Genomic DNA, 1019 nt, shown 5'->3' with positions numbered 1-1019 from the left:
CCCCTCGTCGTTGTTGACCGACCTACTTCAGGCTGGCCTTCTGGTACTGGCGGACCGAGAGCGGGACGAAGACCGCGAGGATCAGCACGATCCACAGCAACGTGTAGAGCACGGGGTGCTGAAGGCTCCACGCGTCGGGGACGGGCTGACCGTCGGGCAGGTTGCCGAAGAGGTCGCGGACGGCCTGCGTGAGCGCGGAGACAGGATTCCACTCCACGACCTTCTGCAGCCCGTTCGGGAACGACTCCGTGGGCACGAAGGCGTTGGAGACGAACGTGAGCGGCATGATCACCAGGAACGACGCGTTGTTGATGACGTCGACGCTGGGGACGGAGAGGCCGACCCAGGCCATGACCCAGCTGATGGCGTAGGCGAAGACGAGCAGCAGCAGGAACGCGCTGAGGGTGTCGAGGATCGATCCGTGCGCACGCCAGCCGACGAGCAGTCCGGTGAGCGCCATGATCACGAGCGAGACCACGTTGTAGACGATGTCGCTGCCCGTGCGTCCCACCAGGACGGCCGAGCGCGCCATGGGCAACGACCGGAACCGGTCGATGAATCCCTTCTGCATGTCCTCGGCCAGGCTCGCACCCGTGAACGTGGCGCCGAAGACGACAGTCTGGGCGAAGATCCCGCCGATCAGGAACTCCTTGTAGTCCAGGCCGGGACCGGCGTCGATGGCGCCACCGAAGACGTACGCGAACAGCAGCACGAACATGATGGGCGAGAGCAGGACGAAGACCATGATCTCCGGCACGCGCTTGATCTTGATGAGGTTGCGCTTGGCGACGACCCAGCCGTCGACCAGGGTGCGCACGGGGCTGGCCACGCTCATGCGGAGACCTCCTGGGTGGTGGTGTCGGGGGTGGACTCGGCGTCGTCGGCCTCATGGCCGGTGAGCTCGAGGAAGACGTCGTCGAGGGTGGGTCGGCGCAGGCCGACGTCGAGGACCTCGATGCCCGCCCCTCGCACCTCGCTCAGGACGCTCAGGAGCTGGTCGGCCCCGTTGCCGGAGACGG

Annotated in this window: 1 protein-coding gene and 1 pseudogene; both read right to left on the bottom strand. The window is 66.4% G+C overall.

Going from position 1 to position 1019, the window contains the following annotated elements; all coding sequences use genetic code 11:
* Positions 1–22: 22 nt before the first annotated feature.
* Complete coding sequence (locus ASD25_RS28975) at positions 23–835, bottom strand: ABC transporter permease (RefSeq protein ID WP_056284301.1); 813 nt, start codon at positions 833–835, stop codon at positions 23–25.
* Positions 832–1019 (bottom strand): annotated as a pseudogene (locus ASD25_RS31135) (hypothetical protein); the annotation flags it as partial. The pseudogene ASD25_RS31135 and the gene ASD25_RS28975, both read right to left, overlap by 4 nt.

This window comes from Brevundimonas sp. Root1423 (assembly GCF_001426805.1).
The sequence above is the reverse complement of the archived record's forward strand: the minus strand, read 5'-3'. Positions and strand labels throughout refer to the sequence as shown.

What these genes read in the sequence shown, in the direction of transcription:
- ASD25_RS28975 (WP_056284301.1), bottom strand. Translation starts at nt 835, where the DNA reads ATGAGCGTGGCCAGCCCCGTGCGCACCCTGGTCGACGGCTGGGTCGTC.